Annotated in this window: 14 protein-coding genes; 7 read left to right on the forward strand and 7 right to left on the reverse strand. The window is 70.1% G+C overall.

Annotated features, from left to right (window positions below; all coding sequences use genetic code 11):
• Positions 1-38: 38 nt before the first annotated feature.
• Entirely contained in the window at positions 39-515 is a 477-nt protein-coding gene (locus tag NR798_RS25905; protein WP_375765172.1) for a hypothetical protein, read from the reverse strand.
• Between the two features lie 24 nt (positions 516-539).
• Entirely contained in the window at positions 540-3560 is a 3021-nt protein-coding gene (locus tag NR798_RS25910) for an error-prone DNA polymerase (RefSeq protein ID WP_375765173.1), read from the reverse strand.
• A 249-nt stretch (positions 3561-3809) separates the two neighbouring features.
• On the opposite strand from NR798_RS25910, the gene NR798_RS25915 reads away from it, so the two are divergent.
• From NR798_RS25915 to NR798_RS25925, 3 genes are read left to right on the forward strand one after another with little or no spacing between them, the layout of a single operon-like run.
• A complete protein-coding gene (locus NR798_RS25915; RefSeq protein WP_375765174.1) occupies positions 3810-4931 on the forward strand; it encodes a DUF3142 domain-containing protein in 1122 nt (373 codons plus the stop codon).
• A 4-nt stretch (positions 4932-4935) separates the two neighbouring features.
• Positions 4936-6930: a hypothetical protein gene (locus NR798_RS25920; protein WP_375765175.1), complete on the forward strand. Its 1995-nt coding sequence runs from the start codon at positions 4936-4938 to the stop codon at positions 6928-6930.
• Between the two features lie 24 nt (positions 6931-6954).
• Positions 6955-8040 (forward strand): acyl-CoA dehydrogenase family protein, encoded by a 1086-nt coding sequence (locus NR798_RS25925; protein WP_375765176.1) that lies wholly within the window; start codon positions 6955-6957, stop codon positions 8038-8040.
• 12 nt (positions 8041-8052) lie between these two features.
• On the opposite strand, the gene NR798_RS25930 is transcribed toward NR798_RS25925, so the two are convergent.
• From NR798_RS25930 to NR798_RS25945, 4 genes are read right to left on the reverse strand one after another with little or no spacing between them, the layout of a single operon-like run.
• A complete protein-coding gene (locus tag NR798_RS25930; protein ID WP_375765177.1) occupies positions 8053-9138 on the reverse strand; it encodes a phosphotransferase family protein in 1086 nt (361 codons plus the stop codon).
• 40 nt (positions 9139-9178) lie between these two features.
• Complete coding sequence (locus tag NR798_RS25935) at positions 9179-9892, reverse strand: histidine phosphatase family protein (protein WP_375765178.1); 714 nt, start codon at positions 9890-9892, stop codon at positions 9179-9181.
• A 50-nt stretch (positions 9893-9942) separates the two neighbouring features.
• The gene (locus NR798_RS25940; protein ID WP_375765179.1) at positions 9943-10767 is read right to left on the reverse strand and encodes an alpha/beta fold hydrolase; all 825 of its coding nucleotides are present in this window, start codon (positions 10765-10767) and stop codon (positions 9943-9945) included.
• Between the two features lie 25 nt (positions 10768-10792).
• The gene (locus NR798_RS25945) at positions 10793-11560 is read right to left on the reverse strand and encodes a glucose 1-dehydrogenase (protein WP_375765180.1); all 768 of its coding nucleotides are present in this window, start codon (positions 11558-11560) and stop codon (positions 10793-10795) included.
• 170 nt (positions 11561-11730) lie between these two features.
• Between NR798_RS25945 and NR798_RS25950 the strand changes: the two genes are divergently transcribed.
• From NR798_RS25950 to NR798_RS25965, 4 genes are all read left to right on the forward strand, one after another.
• Positions 11731-12210 (forward strand): NfeD family protein, encoded by a 480-nt coding sequence (locus tag NR798_RS25950; RefSeq protein ID WP_375765181.1) that lies wholly within the window; start codon positions 11731-11733, stop codon positions 12208-12210.
• Positions 12211-13278, forward strand: a complete 1068-nt coding sequence (locus tag NR798_RS25955) for an SPFH domain-containing protein (protein ID WP_375765182.1) — start codon at positions 12211-12213, stop codon at positions 13276-13278.
• A gap of 166 nt (positions 13279-13444) precedes the next feature.
• Positions 13445-13828 (forward strand): hypothetical protein, encoded by a 384-nt coding sequence (locus NR798_RS25960; protein WP_375765183.1) that lies wholly within the window; start codon positions 13445-13447, stop codon positions 13826-13828.
• Between the two features lie 197 nt (positions 13829-14025).
• Entirely contained in the window at positions 14026-15528 is a 1503-nt protein-coding gene (locus tag NR798_RS25965) for an ATP-binding cassette domain-containing protein (protein ID WP_375765184.1), read from the forward strand.
• Positions 15529-15539: 11 nt separating this feature from the next.
• Here the strand turns inward: NR798_RS25965 and NR798_RS25970 are convergent, their stop codons facing one another.
• The gene (locus NR798_RS25970; protein WP_375765185.1) at positions 15540-16136 is read right to left on the reverse strand and encodes a DUF4136 domain-containing protein; all 597 of its coding nucleotides are present in this window, start codon (positions 16134-16136) and stop codon (positions 15540-15542) included.
• Between the last annotated feature and the right edge of the window lie 141 nt (positions 16137-16277).

The following is a 16277-nucleotide window of genomic DNA, read 5'->3' on the forward strand; positions in this document are numbered from 1 at the left end:
ACGCATGGGACTGGAAACCATGTCCGCTGCTCATCCGGTCAGGGGAAGGTCTTGTGAGGAACGTTCGGCGTCAGAAACTTCGTGACGCGAACCCCCGGGATGGCCGCGCTGAGGATGCGTTCCATCTCTTCCTGAAAGCGACGGCACAAGATGGAGGTGGGGGGAATTCCCTGGGACAACACGATTCGGGCTGCGGCATCCGCAGCCGCCGCAGCTTCGAGCTGTGCGAATCCGTCGGGAACCGGACCACGAAAGTTGATTTCAGGGATCCCCACCTCGATGTCGCAGTAGGCGGCTGTCGGAAACGCCGAGGAAAGCCGACCCAGAAGAATCTTGACCTTGGCGGCCTTCCAGCCGCTCGGGTCCTTCTGACTGACAGGCACGACGTTTCTGAAGTCGAATGCAGATGGAGGTATGCCGCCTTGAACGATGGTCGCGCATGCCCACTGGAATGCACAGACCAAAACGAGGCCCAGCAATACAACGCGATCATGGGCGTGGTCGTATCGGCGCATGAGCTTATCTCCCCTGCCCTACGCCTATAGCGTAGAGGCGAGCGGCTCCAGCTGCTGCACCTTCACGTTCAGCACCTTCCCCGTCTTCTCCAGCGTCCCCTGCCCCACCAGGAACAGCGCGCCGTGGATGTCCTTGCGGAACCGCGCGTACGCGTCCGGTGCCACCACCAGGTTCGCAATTCCCGTCTCGTCCTCGAGCGACAGGAAGCAGAACCCCTTCGCCGTCGGCGGCATCTGCCGGCAGATGAGCATCCCTCCCACCGCCACCCGAGCCCCCGCTCGCACCCGCTCCAGCCCCGCCGCCGTCACCGCGCCCCGCTTGCGCAGCGCCGGTCTCAACAGCTCCAGCGGGTGCTTCTCCAGCGACACCCCCACCGTCTCGAAGTCCTTGCTCACCCGCTCCGCCACGTTCATCTGTGGCAGCTCCACCTGCGTCCCGTCCATCGCCATCCCGAAGAACAGGTCGTTCTCCTCCAGCGGTCCCAGCGCCTGGATCTCCCACAGCGCGTCCCGCCGCGAGCCGCTGATGCTCCCCAGCGCCCCAGACAACGCCAGCCGCGCCAGCTCGTGCCGGGGCGCCCGTGTCCGCCGTGCCAGGTCCCCGACGCTCGCGTAGCGCGTGCCCTGCCTCGCCGCCTCCACCCTCCGCCCCGCTGCCTCCTGGAAGCCTCGCACCATCCGCATCCCCAACCGCAGCGCCCCGCCCTCCTCCATCGTGCAGTCCCACCCCGAGTGGTTCACGTCCACGCCCAGCACCTTCACCCCGTGCCGCTGCGCGTCCGCCACCAGCGTGTGCGGCGCGTAGAAGCCCATCGGTTGCGAGTTCAGCAGCGCCGCCGTGAAGGCCGCCGGGTAGTGGCACTTCAGCCACGACGACGCGTACGCCAGCAGCGCGAAGCTCGCCGAGTGGCTCTCCGGGAAGCCGTAGTGCGCGAACCCGCGGAACTGCCGGAACAGCGTGTCCACGTACTCGGGCGTGTACCCCCGCGCCACGCCTCCCTCGACGAAGCGCTGGTGGAACGGCCCCAGCCGCTCCTCCGCCCGCTTGTGTGACAGCGCCCGCCTCAGCCCGTCCGCCTCCGCTGGCGTGAAGCCCGCCACCGCCATCGCCAGCTTCATCGCCTGCTCCTGGAAGAGCGGCACCCCCAGCGTCTTCTGCAGAATCCGCCGCACGTCCTCCGACGGGTACTCCACCGGCTCCTTCCCCTCCCGCCTCCGCAGGTACGGGTGCACCATGTCCCCGACGATCGGCCCCGGCCGGATCAGCGCGATCTCCACCACCAGGTCATAGAAACACCGCGGCTTCAGCCTCGGCAGCATGTTCATCTGCGCCCGGCTCTCGATCTGGAACACCCCGATCGAGTCCGCGTTGCACAGCATCTCGTAGACCTTCGGATCCTCCGCCGGAATCGTGGCCAGCGTCAGCTCGCGCCCGTGGTGCTCCTTGATCAGCGCCAGGCACTTCGCCAGCGCCGTCAGCATCCCGAGCCCCAGCAAGTCCACCTTCAGGACGCCCACCGCCTCCAGGTCGTCCTTCTCCCACTGCACCACCGTGCGGCCCTTCATCGCCGCGTTCTCCACGGGGATCATCTCCACCAGCGGCTCGCGCGTGATCACGAACCCGCCCACGTGGATGGAGAGGTGTCTCGGGAAGCTCTCGATCTCCTGCGCCAGCGCGAGCGTCTGCCGCACCCGCCGGTCCTCCTCCGACAGCCCCACCTCCTTCAGCAACTCCAGCGACATCTCGCCGTGCGCGCCCGCCACCTTCGCCAGCCGGTCCACCTGATCCAACGACAGCCCGAGCGCCTTGCCCACCTCGCGCAGCGCCAGCCGTCCCCGGTAGCAGATGACCTCGCACACCATCCCCGCCCGGTGCCGGCCGTGCTTCTCGTACACGTACTGCAGCACTTCCTCGCGCCGCTCGTGCTCGAAGTCCACGTCGATGTCCGGCGGCTCCTTGCGCTCCATGCTCAGGAAGCGCTCGAAGAGCAGCCCCATCCGCACCGGATCGATCGCCGTGACGCCCAGCGCGTAGCACACCGCCGAGTTCGCCGCGCTCCCTCGCCCCTGGCACAGAATCCCCTTCGAGCGCGCGAACCGCACGATGTCCCAGATCGCCAGGAAGTACCCCGCGAAGTCCAGGGCCGCGATCAGCTTCAGCTCGTGCTCGATCTGCTTCACCACCTCGGGCGGCACGCCTCCCGGGTAGCGCACCTGGAGCCCCTGGTACGTCAGTTCGCGCAGCCACGTCGCCGTCGTGTGCCCTGGCGGGAGATCCTGCTCCGAGAAGTGGTAGCGCAGCCCGTCCAGCGTCGCGTTGCAGCGGCTCGCCAGCTCCAGCGTGCGCTCCAGCGCCTCCGGGCAGTCCGCGAACAACCGGGCCATCTCCTCCGGCCCCTTCAGCGTCCGCTCCGCGTTGGGCAGCCGCCTCGTCCCGAGCTGCCCCAGCGTCGTCTTGTACCGGATGGCCGTGAGCACGTCCTGCAACGGCTGGCGGCTCCGCTGGTGCGTGTGCACGTCGTTGTGCGCGCACAGCGGCACCCCGAGCGTCTTCGCCAGGGCCTTCGCCTTCGCCACCCGCGCCTCGTCTCCCGAGGACAGCGTGCGGCACATGCCCACGTAGAAACGCTCCCGGAAGGACTCCGCCAGCGGCGCCACCTGCGCCGCCTCCACCGGGTACGGCAGCAGCGCCAGGAGCCCCTCGTTGCCCTCCGCCAGCTCGCGCCATGGCAGGCCCGCCTCGCCCTTGGGGTGCAGCATCCGGCTCTTCGAGATCAGCCGACTCAGGTTCGCGTAGCCCCTCGCGTCCTGCGCGTACACCACCACCCGCGGGCCATCCATCAGCGTCAGCTCGCTGGCGATCAGGTACTTGATGCCCGCGTCCCTCGCCGCGAGGTGGGCCTTCACCGCCCCGTACAGGCCGTCCCCGTCCGCCAGCGCCACGGCGGACAGTCCCCGCTCGGCCGCGGCCTGGATCAGTTCCTCGGGGTGCGAGGCCCCGCGCAGAAACGAGAAATTCGACCGGCAAACCAGCTCGGCGTACACGCTCGCCAACCTACTGAGCAGCCGTTCAGGCGGAAGGCCCGCCCCGGTAGGTACGTTCACTCTACCCGCCGTGTCACGTCACTCTGAAAGTGGGATCCCTCCGCGTGACCTTCTTGCGGAGTGTGAGGACGGATGGGGACTCGGGACGTCTGATCCACGAGGGGAACCCGGGGCTCTCGATACCCTCACCCCCGCCCTCTCCCGAAGGGCGAGGGAGTGGGTCCGCGAGAACCGGGTTAGGATTCGCGGGTGTCCTCGATACGACGATGCACCTGGGGGTGGCTGGGCGTGCTGCTCCTCGCGCTCGGCCTCGCGTGCTCGCGGGGGGACTCGCGGCAACCCCAGGCCCTCGTCCACGAGTCCTACGTCTGGCAGCGCGACTGGAGCCCGGAGCTGAGCCAGGCCGTCACGCAGGTTCCTCCCGAACTCGGAGCGCTCCGGGTGCTGGCGCGCGAGCGGTCCGGGCCCACGCGCACGCCGGTGGATGTCGCGGTGGATGTGGCGGCCCTGGCTCGCAGCGGCCGCGAGGTGGTGGCGGTGATGCGGGTGGATGGTACGGCACCGCTCAAGGGCATCTCCCTCCAGGAGGTCGCCACCCACGCGCGTGCCTGGCGGGCCCAGGGCGTGCGCGTCCGAGGCATCGAGCTGGACCATGACTGCGCCACCGCCGCACTGCCCGCCTACGCGGACTGGCTGGCACGCGAGCGGGCGGCACTCGGAGACCTGACGCTCTCCCTCACGGCGCTGCCCACGTGGAGCACTTCGCCAGCGCTCGCCCGGCTCGTCTCCATTCCCGACGGTATCGTGCTCCAGGTGCACGCCGTGCGCGCCCCCACGCTCTTCACCCCCGAGGAGGCCCGGAGCTTCACCGAGGCCTGGTCTCGGGCCACCCGTCGGCCCTTCCACGTGGCGCTCCCCACCTACCGCGTGCAGCTGCGCGATGGGACGCCCCTGTCCGCGGAGCCTCGCGAGGTGGCCCGCTTCCTGGCCGGACTGCGCGAGCGCCCCGTGGAGGGAGTCGCGGGCTTCGTCTGGTTCCGGCTCGGCCACCGGGGAGATCCGGAGGCCTGGAGCCTGCCCACCCTCTCGGCGGTGGTGCGGGGCGAAGCGCTCGATCCGCGGTTGCTCCCGCGCCTGGTGGATGCGGGCGGAGGCACGCTGGACATCGTCATCGAGAACACCGGCCGCGTGGACGCCCCCGCCCCCGCGCGCCTCACCCTTTCCGGCAAGCTCGAGGTCCTCGATGGCGTAAGTGGTTACGCCCCGCGGGGAACCTCGCTCGTGGCGCGCACGCCTCCCCGGCTGCGCGCGGGCGAGCGCCGGATCATCGGCTTCGTGCGGGGATCCGAGGTGGCCATTGCTGCTCCGTAGTGCATTGACGTTCCTGGTCTTCCTGGTGGTGCTCACGCCCGTGCGCCGCGCGCGCGCCTGTGGCCCCGACTTCCCGCCCGAGCTGCTGGGCGACCGGGCCCGTCTGCTGGCGGAGCTGCCGGACGGCGCCTTCCTGCACGAGGCCTCGCACCTGCTGCCGAAGCCGGCGGAGGCCTTCGCCGTGGTCGAGAGCGGCGAGGAGCCGGAGGGGGCCCGGACGGGCGGCGGTGCCCGCGAGACGGAGCTGTACCAGTCCGGCGCGAAGGCGTTCCACGAGGGGAACTGGGACGAGGCCCGGGCCCGTTTCCTGGAGGTGCTCGCACTGCCCGCCGGGGAGCGCCGCCGGTTCTCCACCTTCGCGGCCTTCATGCTGGGACGGATGGCGGGCGCGGGAACGGAGCAAGAGGGACCGCGGCGCTTCGCCGAGGTGCGCGAACTGGCCCGCCAAGGCTTCGAGGATCCCCTGGGCCTCGCAGCCGCCAGCCTGGGCGAGGAGGCGCGGCAGCTCCTGCGGGAGGGTGACGATGCGGGGGCGATCCGGCTCTACGCGGAGCAAGCCGCTCACGGAAGCGGGAGCGGAGCGGCCTCGCTGCTGTTCGTGGCGCGGGCAATCGCCCGGGACGAGGCACGCATGCAGCAGGTGTTGAGGGACCCCGTGGGGCAGCGCCTGATGGCGACCTACGCCTGGACGCGCGGGCATGAGACGCTCTGGGTGGACGAGGCGGAGTCCCCCACGCCGCTGCCGCGGCTGATGGAAGCACTCGCGGCCGTGCCCGGGCTGGCCGGGGCGGACCGGCTGGCGGCGGGAGCGTGGCGCGCGGGACGCTTCGATCTCGCCGAGCGGTTCGCGGGACAGGAGCGGACCCCGCTCGCCGCCTGGGTGAAGGCGAAGCTGGCGCTGCGCCGTGGAGACAAGGCGGCGGCGGAGCAGTTCCTCGCGGAGGCCTCGGAGGGCTTCCCGGAGAAGGAGAACTGGGCGGTCAGGGAGTGGCTGCAGCCGGTGCGTCCAAGGGCACACGTGGAGGGAGAACGCACCCTCCTGGCGCTCCTGCGCGGGGACATCCCGCAGGCGGCGGAGCGCGTGCTGAAGACCTGCTCGTGGCCGGACATCGCCTACGTGGCGGAGCGCGTGCTGACGGTGGAGGAGTTGCAGCGGTTCATCGCGGCCCATGCCTCCAGCCCGGAGCTCCAGTGCAAGCCCGAGCCCGGCTTGTGGCAGGAGGAGAACGAGCGCAAGGACGTGAACGCCCAGCTCCGCCTGTTGCTCGGGCGGCGCCTGATGCGTAGCGGGCGGGGCCAGGAGTCCCTGGAGTACTTCCGGGGCACGGCCTGGGAGGAGCCCGCGCGCAAGTACGTGGAGGCGCTCGAGCAGGCGCGGTCCGCGTGGCGCGATCTGGATGAGGCCCAGGCGCTCTTCTCGGCGGCACGGCTCGCCCGCTCCGCCGGCATGGAGCTGATGGGCACCGAGGTGGCTCCCGATTGGAGCTGGGTGGCAGGAGAGTTCGACGTAGGCGAGTGGAATGCCGAGATGCAGCGGGTCTCCGAGGGCTCCCCGGCGCGGGCCATCCTGGGGGAGCTGCCGCTCAACTCGGAGGCGGAGCGTGAGCGGCTGACCGCCAACGCCCCACCGCACACGCTGCGCTTCCACTACCGCTCCACGGCGGCGGATCTCGCCGAGAAGGCCGCGCAGTTGGTGCCTCCCCGCAGTCAAGCGTACGCCGCGCTCCTGTGCCACGCCGCGCGCTTCGTCTCGAGGACCGAGCCGGAGCGGACCCATCGGCTCTGGAGCACCTACGTGAAGAACGGCGCGCTGATCTCCGACGAGATGATGTTCGGCCAGAGCTGCCCGGAGCCGGACTTCGAGCGGCTGCGCAACCAGAAGCTCGCCATGCCCTGGCGGACCTGGCGGCTCCGGACGGTGGCCACGGTGGGCCTTGGCTTCCTGCTGCTGCCCATGGTGGGCGCTGTTGTCCTCGTGCGCCGCAAACGCCGCCGGTAGGATGGCCCGCGAGGGGAGACAGCCATGACGGAAGCGGATCTTCTGAAGGAAGCGGAGCGAATCCAGGTGCTGCTGGCCGAGCAGGCCGCGAAGCACGATCGCGAGACCACCTTCCCCGTGGAGGGCAGGGAGGCCATGAACCGCTCGCCGCTGAATACGGCGCTGCTGGAGGGGGCCTCCTGGCTGACCTTCGGGCGGATCGTCAGCATCCTGTCCCGCGGGGATGCCTCCTTCGGGACGGTCTGGCTGATGCACCAGGGCGTGGCGGTGGCGCTGCGGGCCCTGGTGGACCCGGAGCAGGCGGCCCTCATGGAGGCGGAGTTCCGCCGTGGCGCCTGGTTCGGCAACGCCCTGGGCGAGCCCACCAGCGGCAACCAGTTCCTGATGCCGCTGCAGCAGGCCCGCCGCACGGAGGAGGGCTGGCGCCTCACGGGGGCCAAACGCTTCGTCTCTGGCGGCGAGGGCGCGAAGTACCTCATCACCAGCGCCCTCTGTGACGGGCAGCCCGGCTTCTTCCTCATCGACAAGGATGACTCCGTCCGGGTGGAGGAGATCTGGGATCCCATGGGCATGCGGGCCACCCGCAGCCAGCTCCTGCACTTCCAGGACACGCTGCTGCCGGAGTCCCGGAGGCTGCGGCTCGATCCCACCCAGCCCAACGCCATCTCCGTGGGGCTGCCGTGGATCTCCATTGGCATCGCCGAGGCGGCGATGGGCTTCGCCATCGGCTACGCCAAGGAGCGCCGGCTGCCCCCGGAGAACAAGCCGCTCGCCGAGCTGCAGTGGGTCCAGTTCTCCGTGGCGGACATGAGCACCCGGCTGGAAGCGGCGCGCTCCCTGGCCATGCGCTCGGCCACCGCCACCGACCAGCGCGCTCCGGACTCCCCCTTCCTGCAGATGCAGGCCAAGATCGTGGCCAACGAGGCCGCCATCGCCATCGCCACCGCGGCCCTGGAGATCGCGGGGGGCTCGGGCTACCTGAAGAGCCGCCCCATCGAGCGCTACGTCCGCGACGCCATGAGCGGGCCGTTGATGGCCTGGTCTCCCGCCGTCACGCGCGACCTCCTCGGCAGGGCCCTCCTGGGACTCCTGGGGCCTCCGCCGGGATGAAGGGCCGTCCGCTCACGGGCGGAGGGTTCCGGTCTCGATGGCCCGGGCCGCCGTCCGTGAGAGCACCTGGACCCCGACGATCATCGCCGCGAAGCGCTCGTCCTTCGTCAGGCCCTGCTTGAACCGGGAGTAGATCTGCTGCGCGATCACCGACACCTTGAAGAGTGACAGCACGTAGTGGAACGCGATTCCCCTCGTGTCCCTGCCACTCTTCTCCGCGTACCGCGCCACCAGCTCCTCGCGCGTCAGGTTGCCCGGCAGCATCGTCGGCCCGAAGGGCAGCGCCCGCCGCGCCTCGGGATCCGATGCCTCGGCCCAGTACGCCAGCGCCATCCCCAGGTCCGACAGCGGATCGCCGATCGTCGCCATCTCCCAGTCCAGCACCGCGCGGATGCCCGGGAGCCGGTCCGGATCCAGCACCAGGTTGTCGTACTTGTAGTCGTTGTGGATCAGCGTCGGCGCCAGCTCCGCCGGCAGGTTCCCCGCCAGCCACTTCGCCACCTGCTCCATCTCGGGGATGTCGTCCGTCCTCGCCTTGCCGTAGCGCTCCGTCCACCCCGCCACTTGCCGGCCCAGGTACCCCTCCGGCTTTCCGATCTCCCCCAGTCCCGCCGCGCGCCAGTCCACCGCGTGCAGCTCGACCAGGTTGTCCACGAAGTTCTCCGAGAGCTTCCGCATGAGCTCCGGCGTCAGCTCCACGCCCTTCGGAGGCTTCGCGCGGATGATGACCCCGCGCACCCGCTCCATCACGTAGAAGGGCACCCCCATCGGAGACTCGGTCTCCGCGCAGAACACCAGCGGGCGGGGCACCTTCGGGTACACCGGCAGCAGCGCGCTGAGGATCCGGTACTCCCGGCCCATGTCGTGCCCGGCCTTGATCGCCTTGGCTCCGAATGGCGGCCGGCGCAGCACCAGCTCCTGCTCGCCCATCCGCAGCAGGTACGTCAGGTTCGAGTGCCCTCCCGGGAACTGCTCCACCCCCAGCGGCCCCGTCAGGCCCGGCACCTTGTCCGCCAGGTACTTCTCCAGCCACGCGGCGTCCAACTCCTCCCCGGGACGCACCGCCCGCGTCCGGTCCAGCCACTCCGGCGTGCTCATTGAGCCCTCCCCTTCTTCGCTCCGTCCTTGTCTCAGCGTCTCAGCGCATCGTCTGGAGCTCGGGCTCCAGCAGGTGCGGCGTCCCGTTGAAGCTCCGCAGCGAGATGCGGTCTCCCGAGAAGAGGAAGTCCGTACAGGCCGTGTTCCACACCATGAGGCTCAGCGCGAAGATCTTCTCCGGGCTCGCCTCCAGCGTCAGCCCCGTCACCACCGCCATCGGCCCCGCCGAGGTGAACGCCGCCACCTCCGCCTTCCTCCACGGCTGGTGCATCATCTTCCGCAGCCCCGCCTCCACCCTCGACACGAACGTGCTCCAGCGCTCCACCGCTGGATCCTCCAGCTCGCCCCGCGCCCACGCCCTGCCCAGGGGATCCAACAGCCGGAACAGCCGCAGCGTTCCGTCCCTCCCCTCCAGTCCGCCCGACTCCACCACTTCCCGCACCCGCTCGTCCCGCTCCGCCAGCTTCGGCAGCAGCACCCGGAACAGCGGCTCCGCCGCGTACTCGTCCAGCTCCGGCAGCACCACCGGCTCGGGGAACCTCAGCCCTCGCGCCAGGTAGGCCGCCCTCACCGCCTCGCACGTCTGCTGATGGCGCCGGGCCGGCCCCACGTACACCGCCTCGAACGCGTGCTCCGACGCCGCCCACACCTCGCCCAGCCGCGCCGCTTGACGCGCACCCAGCTCCGACAGCCGGTCCCGGTCGTGCCACTCGCCGGACGTCTGCCCATGCCGCACCAGGGTCAACACTCCCATGCGCCAACTCCACCCCCGCTCCCGGGCGGGGCTCGGTCCCAGGTCCCTGCTCAGCTCACCTGCCACTTCCCCGAGGACACTTCCTCCAGGAAGCCCACCAGCGGCGGATTCACCAGCTCCGGCGCCTCCACCGTCGAGGTGTGCCCACCGCGAGCCATCTTCACCAGCTTCGAGCCCGCGATGGCCGCGTGGAGGCGCTCGGCCTTGGCCGGCACCGTGGCCACGTCCTCCTCGCCCACCATGATCAGCGTCGGCGTCCTGATGCTCGTCAGCTCCACGGACACGCCCCGCCGCCGGATGACCCCGTTCACCGCGCGCCAGATGTCGCGCCGGTTCTCCCTCAGCCGGCGCGCCCACTCTTCCCGCTCCGCCGAGCGCGCCGGATCCTCCAGGAACGTGCGGCCGAACATGATCTTCATCACCGGAGCCGCGGCCAGTCCCAGCCCGAGCCAGCGCGCGACGAAGTTGAGGCTCTTGTACTTCGGCACGTTCTCCACCGGCTCCGGGTCCGCCGAGGTCTCCATCAGCACCAGCGAGCGCAGCAGATCCGGCCGCCGGGCCGCCAGCCGCATCCCCACGAAGCCGCCCATGGACAGCCCCACGAAGTGGCACGGCCCCACGCCCAGCTTCTCGATGAGGCCCACCGCGTCCGCGAACACCGTCTCGATGTCCACGGCGTCCACCTTCCACACGTCGCTCTGGCCCTGGCCGCGGTGGTCGTAGGTGATGCAGCGGTAGCGGTCCTTCAGCGCCGCCACCTGCTTGTCGAACATCCGGCCGCTCCACAGGAGGCCGTGGCTGAACACGATGGGCTCTCCCGAGCCGCCGGTGTCCTCGTAATAGAGACGGGTGCCATTGACGTCCAGGAAGGGCATGGGGTGCTCCAGGGTTGAAGGCGGCTCACATCGCCGTGGTGCCACCGTCCACGACGAGCTCCGAGCCGGTCATCAGCTTGGACTCGTCCGAGGCCAGGTAGAGCACCGCGTAGGCGATGTCGTCCGGCTCGCCGATGCGGCCGAGCGGAATCATGCGCGCGAGCCGCGCCTTCCCCGCCGCCATATCACCCGTCAGGCTGGCCAGGTCATCCACCATGGGCGTCTCGATGAAGGTGGGGTGCACGGAGTTGCAGCGGATGCCGTAGCCCTTGCGCGCGCAGTGCAGCGCCACCGACTTGGTGAGCAGGCGCACCCCGGCCTTGCTCGAGCAGTACGCCGGCAGCGTGTCCACCCCCACCAGCCCCGCCACCGAGCTGATGTTGATGATGGAGCCCTTCGCGCCGCTCTGGCGCATGCCGCGGATGGCGTGCTTGCAGCCCAGGAACACGCCGTCCAGGTTCACGGCGTGCACGAGCCGCCACTCCTCCAGTGAAAGCGACTCGATGTCCTTGGACACGCCGATGCCCGCGTTGTTCACGACGACGTCCAGCCGGCCGAACGTGGCCACCACCTCGTCCACCACCCGCGCCCAGTCCGGCTCCTTCGTGACGTCCAGCGCCCAGGCGCGCGCGGACTCGCCCAGCGACGCGGCCACCTCCCGGACACCGGCCTCGTTGCGGTCGGTGAGCGCCACCCGGGCGCCCTCGCGCACCAGCATCGCCGCCGCGGCCTTGCCCAGCCCCGACGCCGCGCCCGTCACCAGTGCCACCTTGCCCTCGACTCTTCCGGCCATCACGTGCCTCCTGTCCCCGGGCTGCCCGTGGCGCACTCCTCCGGGGCTTCGACGGCGGCGGAGCCTACCCCGCCGTCCTCTCTGGCGGGCGGGGAATGTCGGCCCCGGGACGACGGTCCTGGCGCACCGCGTCTCCAAGGTGGCAAGCTCCAGCCAGAACAGGAGCATTCATGGACATCCATGGCTGGCAGTTGTGGATCCTCGCCGCGATCATCGGGGGAGCGCTGGAGATGGCCCTCCCCGGCTTCGTGGTGCTCTGGTTCGCCGTGGGGGCACTGGCTGCCGCCCTCATCGCGGCGTTGGGGCTGGGCATCAACTTCCAGCTCCTGGTCTTCATGGCCGTGTCGCTGGCACTCTTCGCCGGCTCGCGCACCATCTTCAAGAAGGCCTTCATGCGCAACGCGTCCAAGATGAAGACGGGCGTGGAGGCGATGGTGGGCCATGAAGCCGTGGTGACCGAGGCCCTCGTGGAGGGGCACGGCGGCACCGTGCGCATCAACGGAGAGCTCTGGTCCGCGCGCTCCCTCGGGGGCGGCGTGGCGGCGGGCGAGCTCGTCGTGGTCGAGCAGGTGGAAGGTTTGAAGCTCTGGGTGCGGCGCCCCGCCGCATCCCTGGAAGTGTCTCCGAAACAGAAGAAGGAAGGTCGTTAGATGGGTACTGCCCTCTTTGTCATTGGTGCGGTGGCCGTGGTGTTCGCCATGGTCAAGGGCCTGCGCATCGTTCCCCAGGCCAAGGTCATGGTGGTGGAGCGCCTGGGAAAGTTTCACAGCGTCGCGACCAGCGGACCGAACATCCTCATCCCGTTCTTCGACTCGCCCCGCGTCATGGAGATGCGCGTCGGCAACCGCTACTACCGCAGCCACCTGGTGGACCTGCGCGAGCAGGTCATGGGCTTCGAGACGGTGCAGGCCATCACCCATGACAACGTCACCATGGAGGTGGGCTCGGTCATCTACTACCAGATCGTGGATGCCGCGAAGGCGCTCTACGCGGTGGAGAACCTGGCGCTGGCCATCGAGCAGCTGACGATGACGAACCTGCGCAACATCATGGGCGGACTGACGCTGGACCAGACGCTCACCAGCCGCGAGACGGTCAACACCAAGCTGCGCATGGTGCTGGACGAGGCCACCGAGAAGTGGGGCGTGAAGGTGACGCGGGTGGAGCTGCGCGAGATCGAACCGCCCGCGGCCATCAAGGACGCCATGGCCAAGCAGATGACGGCCGAGCGCGAGCGCCGCGCCGAGGTGACCAAGGCCGAGGGAGACAAGTCCGCGGCCATCCTCCAGGCCGAGGGCGAGAAGATCTCGCGGATCCTGCGCGCCGAGGCCGAGCGTGACGCGGAGGTGGCGCGCGCCGAGGGCCGCAAGCGCGCCACGCTGCTGGACGCGGAGGCGAAGGCCGAGGCCACGCGGCTCGTCTTCGATGCCGTGAACTCCGGTGGAGGCGCGACGCCCGAGGTGCTGGCGCTGCGCTACATGGAGACGCTGCAGGAGCTGGGCAAGGGCGACAACAAGATGTTCGTCCCCTACGAGGCCACGACGGCGCTGGGCAGCATCGCGATGCTCAAGGAGGTGTTCGCCAAGGAGGGCACCACCCAGTCGCAGCCCGCGTCGGGCGCGGCGGCCCGGAGCGCCCAGGCGCTCTCGCGCACGCTGCAGACCCAGCCGCCCGCGGTGCCGGTGCGCAACCGCCCGGCGCTCCCCTCCGAGGAGTAGTCCGGAGCAGCCTCGGCGGAACAATCCGCGCGAAGCACTCCGCGCGGATGCGTCACCATCCCCTCTCCCCCTGGGAGAGGGACGGGGTGAGGGTCTCTCGGTTCGCGGGTTGGAACCTTTCGCGCGCCCCATTGTCCGAGGGGTTGCTCATTCACAAGGAGAGCACATGTCCATTTCGGATGCGTTCATCGCAGGTGGTTGGGGGATGTACCCCACGCTCATCGCGGGTCTGGCGCTGCTGGGGACCTGCCTGCGGTACGCCAGCCGTCCAGAGTCCCGCTACGTTCCATTGATGATCGCCCTGGGGCTATTCACGCTGTTCGCGGGGTGCCTGGGCTTCACCACGGGCATCATCACCATGCTGCGCTTCTACGCTGAGATGCAGGGCGAGCCGAGGCCGGCCATCCTGTACTACGGGTTCCAGGAGTCGCTGCACAACGTGGCCCTGGCGCTCCTGCTGACCACGATGTCGACGCTGGCCGCGTCCGTTGGCGCCTGGCGGCTCGCCCGGCAGGCGCAGGCGGCCGCCGCGACCGTGCCCGCTCGCTAGAACGAGCGCGTCAGGGATTGCGCGGGGGCCCGTCAGTGGTTAAAAGTTCCGGGCGCTGCAGTCCGAGCCCGGAATTCCGGGCCCCCTCGAACACGAGGCTTCGTACTCCATTGAAGATCCACTCCTGAATCGTCGGCGCTGTCCCCAGCCAACCCCCGGGCCCCTCGTGCGTGCCCGGTACGATTCCGGAGTACCTCGTGTCACTCGTTCGCGCCCACCGCGTCTCTTTCGCGTTCTCCGACGCCGTTCCCCTCTTCTCCGACGCTGAGTTCCACCTGCCCGCGGGCTGGACCGGCCTCGTCGGCTCCAACGGCGCCGGCAAATCCACCCTGCTGCGGCTGATCTCCGGCGAGCTCCAGCCCTCGGACGGACACCTCCGCTTCGAGCCGCCCTCGGCCCTCATCCACCTCTGCCCGCAGCGCGTCGAGGAGATCACCCCCGACATCACCGCGCTCTCGGAGGCGTATGACTCGCGCTCGAGGCGGATGCTGGGCCAGCTCGCGTTGGATCCCACCGCCCTGGAGCGGTGGCCCACGCTGTCACCCGGCGAGCGCAAGCGCTGGCAGATCGGCGCCGCCCTGGCGCGCGAGCCAGACGTGCTGCTGCTCGACGAGCCCACCAACCACCTCGACGCCGAGGCCCGGGAGTGGCTCATCTCCGCGCTGCGCCGCTTCCGCGGGGTGGGCGTGGTCGTCTCGCACGACCGCGAGCTGCTCGAGGCCCTCACCACCTCCACGCTGCGCGTCCACGGGGGCACGGTGCGCCTGTGGCCCGGGGCCTACACCGCCGCGCGCGAGGCCTGGGAAGCCGAGCTGGAGGGCCGCCGCAGCGCCCGGCACCAGGCCCAGGAGGAGCACCGCCGTCTCCAGCAGCGGCTTACGCAGACGCGCCGGGAGCAGGAGGCCGCCTCCGCCGCGCGCAACACGGGCAGCCGCATGAGGGACAAGTACGACAGCGACGCGCGCACCCTGGGCGCCAAGAACCTCGTGAACTGGGCGGATGCCCGTCTGGGCCGCAGCGTGACCCTCATCCGCCGCGAGACCGAGCGCGCCGCCAGTGCCGTCGAGTCCATTGAGGTGGAGAAGACGCTCGGCCGCTCCATCTTCGTCGACTACGTGCGCCCGCCCCACGCGCTGGTGTTCAGCCTCGACGTGCCCCGGTTGTGCGCGGGCGAGGTGGAGCTGTTCGGTCCGCTGCGGCTCGACGTGCCGAGGGACGCCCGCATCCGCATCGAGGGTCCCAACGGCGCGGGGAAGAGCACCCTGCTGCGGGCCCTGCTCGAACAGGCGCGAGTGCCACTGGAGCGCGTGCTGTACGTGCCGCAGGACCTGAGCGCGGACGAGGCCGAGGAGGCCCTCGAGTCGGTGCGCGAGCTGCCTCCCACGGAGAAGGGCCGCGTGCTGTCCCTGGTGGCCGCGCTCGGGGTGGATCCGGATCGACTGCTCGCCACGGAGCAGCCGTCCCCTGGGGAGGCGCGCAAGCTGCTCATCGCGCGCGGGCTCGGGCAGCACGCCTGGGCGCTGGTGCTCGACGAGCCCACCAACCACCTGGACCTGCCCTCCATCGAGCACATGGAGGAGGCCCTGCACGAGTACCCCGGGGCCCTGCTGCTGGTGACGCACGACGCGCACTTCGCGCAGCGCTGCACCACCACGCGCTGGCGCGTGCGCGAGGGCGGCGTGGACGTCACCTCGGATTGACGGCCTGGCCCCTACTGCTTCCGGGGCTCGGGCGGGAAGTCCTCCAGCAGCTCATCAGCGGCCTTGTTGATGAGCTTCTGGCTCTTCTTCGCGTCCATGTTCTCGGACAGCTCGGCTTCCGCCGTACCGCGCCAGACGAGCTTGTTCGAGTCGCCATCCACGACATCGAGGATGAGCGTCCCCTCGCGGTACTCGCGGACGACGGGCTGGGCGGCCAGCCCCGCCCCGCCGTACGCGACCGGGCCGAAGAAGGGGTCGTACCAGGGGTCCCAGGAGTAGCCGTAGAAGTTGTTGATGTAGTCCACGTCTACCTTCTCGTCGATGGCGCCGTGCCAGCCCACCTTGAAGTCCGCGCTCTGGCCCTCCTCCACCTTCTGGTAGCCACGGGCCTGAAGCTCCCGGTCCACCGCCAGCTGGACGCGCGCCTGGATGATGGGGTTGTAGATGCGAGGATCCGCCCCCTCCTTCATGGGCAACCAGGCGTAGGTGCGGTACGAGTCCAATGCCTGCACGGAGTTGGGGTCGTAGTTCGTGCTCGTCTTGATGCTCGTGCAGGAGGCGAGCACCAGCACCAGCACCGCACCGGCCAGACGTAACGGCAAGGACATGGAGATCTCCTCCGCCCCCAGGGGCGGTTCGCTCCCCGACAATAGGCATCGGGAGTCCTCCGCCACCGGGACGCGGGAACCTGTCTGCCCCTCCCTCCGGTCGGATCCTGTCCCTTGACCCCAGCTGGGCCGCGCGAGACG

This window comes from Archangium gephyra, assembly GCF_042230915.1.
GTDB classification, from domain to species: Bacteria; Myxococcota; Myxococcia; order Myxococcales; family Myxococcaceae; genus Archangium; species Archangium gephyra_B.